The 4,556-nt window shown below is 64.9% G+C and carries 7 protein-coding genes; 5 read left to right on the top strand and 2 right to left on the bottom strand.

The window, feature by feature from the left end; all coding sequences use genetic code 11:
• Positions 1-273: 273 nt before the first annotated feature.
• The gene (locus ACFE71_RS15020; RefSeq protein WP_375429569.1) at positions 274-1,005 is read right to left on the bottom strand and encodes an SDR family oxidoreductase; all 732 of its coding nucleotides are present in this window, start codon (positions 1,003-1,005) and stop codon (positions 274-276) included.
• A 75-nt stretch (positions 1,006-1,080) separates the two neighbouring features.
• Between ACFE71_RS15020 and ACFE71_RS15015 the strand changes: the two genes are divergently transcribed.
• Positions 1,081-1,806, top strand: coding sequence for a TetR/AcrR family transcriptional regulator (locus tag ACFE71_RS15015; protein ID WP_375429568.1), 726 nt, complete (start codon positions 1,081-1,083; stop codon positions 1,804-1,806).
• 212 nt (positions 1,807-2,018) lie between these two features.
• Positions 2,019-2,162: a hypothetical protein gene (locus ACFE71_RS15010; protein ID WP_375429567.1), complete on the top strand. Its 144-nt coding sequence runs from the start codon at positions 2,019-2,021 to the stop codon at positions 2,160-2,162.
• An 8-nt stretch (positions 2,163-2,170) separates the two neighbouring features.
• Here ACFE71_RS15010 and ACFE71_RS15005 read toward each other — a convergent pair whose 3' ends face one another.
• Positions 2,171-2,437 (bottom strand): transposase, encoded by a 267-nt coding sequence (locus ACFE71_RS15005; RefSeq protein ID WP_375429570.1) that lies wholly within the window; start codon positions 2,435-2,437, stop codon positions 2,171-2,173.
• Between the two features lie 220 nt (positions 2,438-2,657).
• Here ACFE71_RS15005 and ACFE71_RS15000 point away from each other — a divergent pair, with 220 nt between their 5' ends.
• From ACFE71_RS15000 to ACFE71_RS14990, 3 genes are all read left to right on the top strand, one after another.
• Entirely contained in the window at positions 2,658-3,557 is a 900-nt protein-coding gene (locus tag ACFE71_RS15000) for a TorF family putative porin (RefSeq protein WP_375429566.1), read from the top strand.
• 100 nt (positions 3,558-3,657) lie between these two features.
• Positions 3,658-3,747, top strand: a complete 90-nt coding sequence (gene kdpF / locus ACFE71_RS14995; RefSeq protein WP_375429565.1) for a K(+)-transporting ATPase subunit F — start codon at positions 3,658-3,660, stop codon at positions 3,745-3,747.
• Between the two features lie 13 nt (positions 3,748-3,760).
• Positions 3,761-4,556: potassium-transporting ATPase subunit KdpA (locus ACFE71_RS14990; RefSeq protein WP_375429564.1), on the top strand; the 796-nt coding region annotated here is incomplete at its 3' end.

Genomic DNA, 4,556 nt, shown 5'->3' with positions numbered 1-4,556 from the left:
CTAGCGCCGCGAGCGGTACCCCTGACGCGAAACCGCCATGCCGCGACCGGCCTTCCTACCGCGAAACCCACACGCAGACCTTCATGCCGACTTGGACGCTTCCCCGAACCTGACACTCATTCAGCTTCCGTTTTTTGGCATGCATCGGCCGGTGGGGCCCGTCTGCGGTTCGGGGGCGGATCAGGGGAGCAGGAGTCTCTGATCAGAAACGACAGAGTCGGACGGTGGCGGAGCAGTGCCGGGAGACCAACGCCTACCCCGGGAGACCGACGCCTACCAAGGCGTCTCGCCGCTCGCCTCCACGAACCGGCCGGAAACCGCGTCCTCGCCGAGCAGCGCGTATTCGACCGGCAGTCTCGCGCCCTCTTCGGGCGTCAGGAAGCCGCCATGCCCGGTCAGGTCCGTCTTGACGTAACCTGGACTGACCGAGTTCACGACGATCGGCGTATCGCGCAGCTCCTCGCTGAGCTGGACGGTTAGCATGTTGAGTGCGGCTTTGGACGCATTGTAACCGATCAGACGCGCGGAATAGTAAGGTGACGTCGGATCGCCGTTGAGCGTCAGCGAGCCCAGGGAGCTGGCCAGGTTGACGATTCGTCCTGACAGGGACTGGCGCAGCAGCGGCAGCAGCGCCTGCGTCACCGCCAGGGTGCCGATGAAGTTCGTGCTCATGATCCGGCGCGCGGCCTCGGGCGAGGAAGCGGTGGGCGGACCATCCTCCGCATCGACGATCCCCGCATTGTTGACGAGGATGTCGAGCCTGCCATGTTCCGCTCGAATCGTCTCGGCGGCCGCCGCGATGCTCGCATGGTCGTCGAGGTCGATCTCGACGGATTGCACCGCCAGTCCCTGAGACGAGAGGTCGTCGACCGCCGCCTTGGCGCGTGCCGGATCGCGGGCGCCGATGATGACGAAGACGCCGGCCTGCGCGAGCTGGCGGGCGATCTCCAGCCCGATGCCCTTGTTTGCGCCGGTGACGAGGGCGACGCGGTTGGCGTTGGTCATGATTGGAGCGTCCCAAATTAGGTTTCTTGTGAGGATACATATATATGAAGCATTATTCACTTTGAGCATTCGCTTATGGCCTCGAGCTTCCCACCCCGTCTGAAACTGCGGAAAAGCCCGCGTCAGGCGCGCGCGACAGCGACACTGGACGCCATTTTCGAAGCGGCCATTCAGGTTTTGGTGACCGATGGTCCCCAGCGGCTGACCACGACACGGGTAGCGGAGCGGGCGGGCGTCTCCGTCGGCACCATGTATCAATATCTCCCACACAAGCAGGCGCTCTTCTATGCGCTGAACGACCGCTACCTGCGGGTTCTGGCCGACAAGGTGGAAAGCGCGTGCTTGGCGCGACATGGCGGTCCGATCGGCGAGATGGTGGAAGCGCTCGTGACGACCTATTGGAACGCGAAGACCGAACGGCCCGAAGTGACCCGCGCCTTGTACCGGTCGGTCGTGGAACTCGACAACGAGGCGCTGATCGAGGATTTCGCCGGCCGTGTGGACGCCGCGACCGCCGCGATGTTCGCCAGCGCGTCCGACGCGGTCTTCGCCGATCTGCCGATCGTTAACCTGACGGTCCTGTCCACGATATTCGGCACGGTCCGCAGCGTGTTCGAGCGCAACCTTCCTGTCCCAATAAGCAGTGCCGTGCACGATCACCTCATCCTCATGTGCAATGCCTACTTAGAGGCATTCAAAATACCTCCGCCTGGCGCTTCAGCTGAACGTGAACGGACAACCGGTTCAGGGCCACAGGTCGCGATGCCTGCGCTGTATGGGCCGCCACAGCCGCTCGGCTGATACAAGTCGATCACGTCCACCCCGAGGCGCTGGAGCGAGTAGGAGGCGAAGTTCTTGACCGAGTTCGGGCGGGCGTCGACGCCGATGAAGCGCCCGGAAGGCGAGAACGACGCGCGAACTTCACGCTCAGGAAAGCCTGGTCCCGCCGGTCCTTGATCGCCCGGCCGATCAGCGACTCGTTATGGCCCATGCCTTAGAAATCGGCCGTGTTCATGAAGCTGATCCCGGCGTCGAGCGCGGCCTGGATCGTCGCCATGCTCTCGTCATCGTTCCGGGGCTGCTACCGCGACATCCTGTTGCAGCCGAGGCCGAGCGCCGACACCTCGGGGCCGCTTCCGCCGATTATATCGGGGTAGTGTCGCGCTCACTCGCCTCGGTCAAATCCTGCAGCGCGGCATCGAACAGGCCGGTCGCCAACCCAGCGCCGATGGTGCCGGAACACGCTGTTCCACTTGCCGTACTCGTCCGGCAGATGCCGCCACCGCGCGCCCGTCCGCGCCATCCACACCATGTCCTCGAGGAAGCGCCGGTTGTCGCCAGCCGGACGGCAACCCCGTCCACGCTCGGCCGGCGGCGGCGGGCCGATCAGCGCCCACTCACCGTCCGACACCCCGATCCGCTCGCCCGACACCGCCCGCAAGAAGCAGCCTTGAACCAACCACGAGGGCGCTCGTCGACCTTCGTCCATGATGTCTGGCATGCTGCCCGATTCCCGTCCCGACATAGGATAAGAGAAACATACGCAAATCATATGCGCGACTTCCGTCCTCCGTCTCGCTTCCATACGCTAACCGACCCTATCCGCCCGTCCTCACCTCCCGCTTTCCGGTGGGTTGGCCAAAGGATTCGCGATGCGCCGTTCGTTGCTGCCCGTTACCGCCCTGTTGATGACCGCGTCCGTGGCGCAGGCGCAGGCGCAGGCGCAGGACGCCGCCGTGCCGCCGGGCGTGGCGACCGATACGGCGGACTCCGCCGCCGCGGCGCCGCCGGCGATCACGATCACCGGTTCGGCGGCCTTGGTGTCCGATTATCGGTTCCGGGGCGTGTCGCAATCGGACGAGGACCTGGCGGTGCAGGGTTCGGTAACGGCCACGCACGAGAGCGGGCTGTATGGCGGCTTCTGGGCGTCGAACCTGGCGGGCTGGGGCACCTTCGGGGGCGCGAACCTGGAGCTCGACATCCTTGCAGGCTTTAAGTTCAAGCCGACCGAGGCCGCGACGCTTGATGTCGGGTTGACCTATTATCTGTTTCCCGGCGGGGCGGACAAAACCGACTTCTTCGAGCCATATGTCAAGCTGTCGGGCACCAGGGGTCCGCTGAACCTGACCGCCGGCGTGGCGTACGCGCCCAAGCAGCAGGCGCTTGGACGCTATTATTTCAACGGCACGTCGGCCGCGAATGGGGTGTACGACGACGAGGGCGACAAGGAGGACAATCTGTACCTCTGGGGCGACGGGTCGACCGGCATCCCGAACACGCCGCTCACCGCCAAGGCGCACCTCGGTTATTCGGACGGCAACCGGGGTCTCGGGCCCAACGCCACCTCCGTCGCGCCGACGGGCAAATATTGGGATTACTCTGTCGGGCTTGACGCGACCTACAAGAACCTGACGCTGGGCGTGTCCTACGTCGACACCGACATCACCAAGCGTGAGGCCGCCTACCTCCAGCCGTCCTTCTCCAACGGGCAGGACGGGACCGGTTCGATCGCCGACGGGACGTTCGTATTCTCGCTGACCGCGGCTTTCTAAGGAGTTCGGATCATGGGCGACCTTCTCTGGCTAGGCATACTCCTGGGGCTGATCCTCATGACGTTCGCCTACGTCCGCCTGCTCGAGCGGGCGTGAGGCGATGACGATCGACCTCTGGCTCGCCGCCGTCACCGCGCTCCTGCTTCTCGTCTATCTCGTGGCCGTGCTCGTCCGGCCCGAGCGCTTCTAAGGAGGGCGGTTCCATGACCATCCAGGGGTGGATCCTGATCCTCGCCTTCACGGGCGTGCTGCTCGCGCTCACCAAGCCGATGGGGCAGTGGCTCCACGCGCTCTATGAGGGGCGGCGCACGCCGTTCCACCTGGTGCTCGGGCCCGTCGAGCGCGGGTTCTACAAGATCGCGGGCGTGAACCCGGCGGCCGAGCAGGGCTGGCGCGCCTACGCCGTGTCGATGCTGCTGTTCAACATCGCGCTGCTGCTGCTCACCTACGCGGTCCTGCGGCTCCAAGGCGTGTTGCCGTTGAACGAACCGGGGATGGCGGGGATCGCGCCCGACGGCGCGTTCAATATCGCGATCAGCTTCGCCACCAACACCAACTGGCAGTGGTATTCGGGCGAAGCGGCGATGTCGAACTTCTCCCAGATGTTCGCGCTCGCCATCCACAATTTCACGAGCGCCGCGACGGGCATCGCTCTCGCCTTCGCGCTGTTCCGCGGCTTCGCGCGGCGCGAGACCGGAGCGATCGGCAATTTCTGGGCCGACGTGACGCGCGTCATCCTGTATCTGCTGCTGCCGATCTGCATCGTCTATACGGTCGTGCTCGTCGCGGGCGGGGTGCCGCAGACGCTGACGCAACAGATCACCGCCACCACCGTCGAGGGCGCGTCGCAGGTCATCGCGCTAGGGCCGATCGCCAGCCAAGAAGCGATCAAGATGCTCGGCACGAACGGCGGCGGGTTCCTGAACGCCAACTCGGCGCATCCGTTCGAAAATCCGAGCGACTGGGTGAACTTCATCCAGATGCTGTCGATCTTCGTGA

The sequence above is a fragment of the uncultured Sphingomonas sp. genome (assembly GCF_964237155.1).
In the GTDB taxonomy this organism is placed as follows: Bacteria; Pseudomonadota; Alphaproteobacteria; order Sphingomonadales; family Sphingomonadaceae; genus Sphingomonas.
This window is presented reverse-complemented; position numbering and strand designations above follow the sequence as displayed.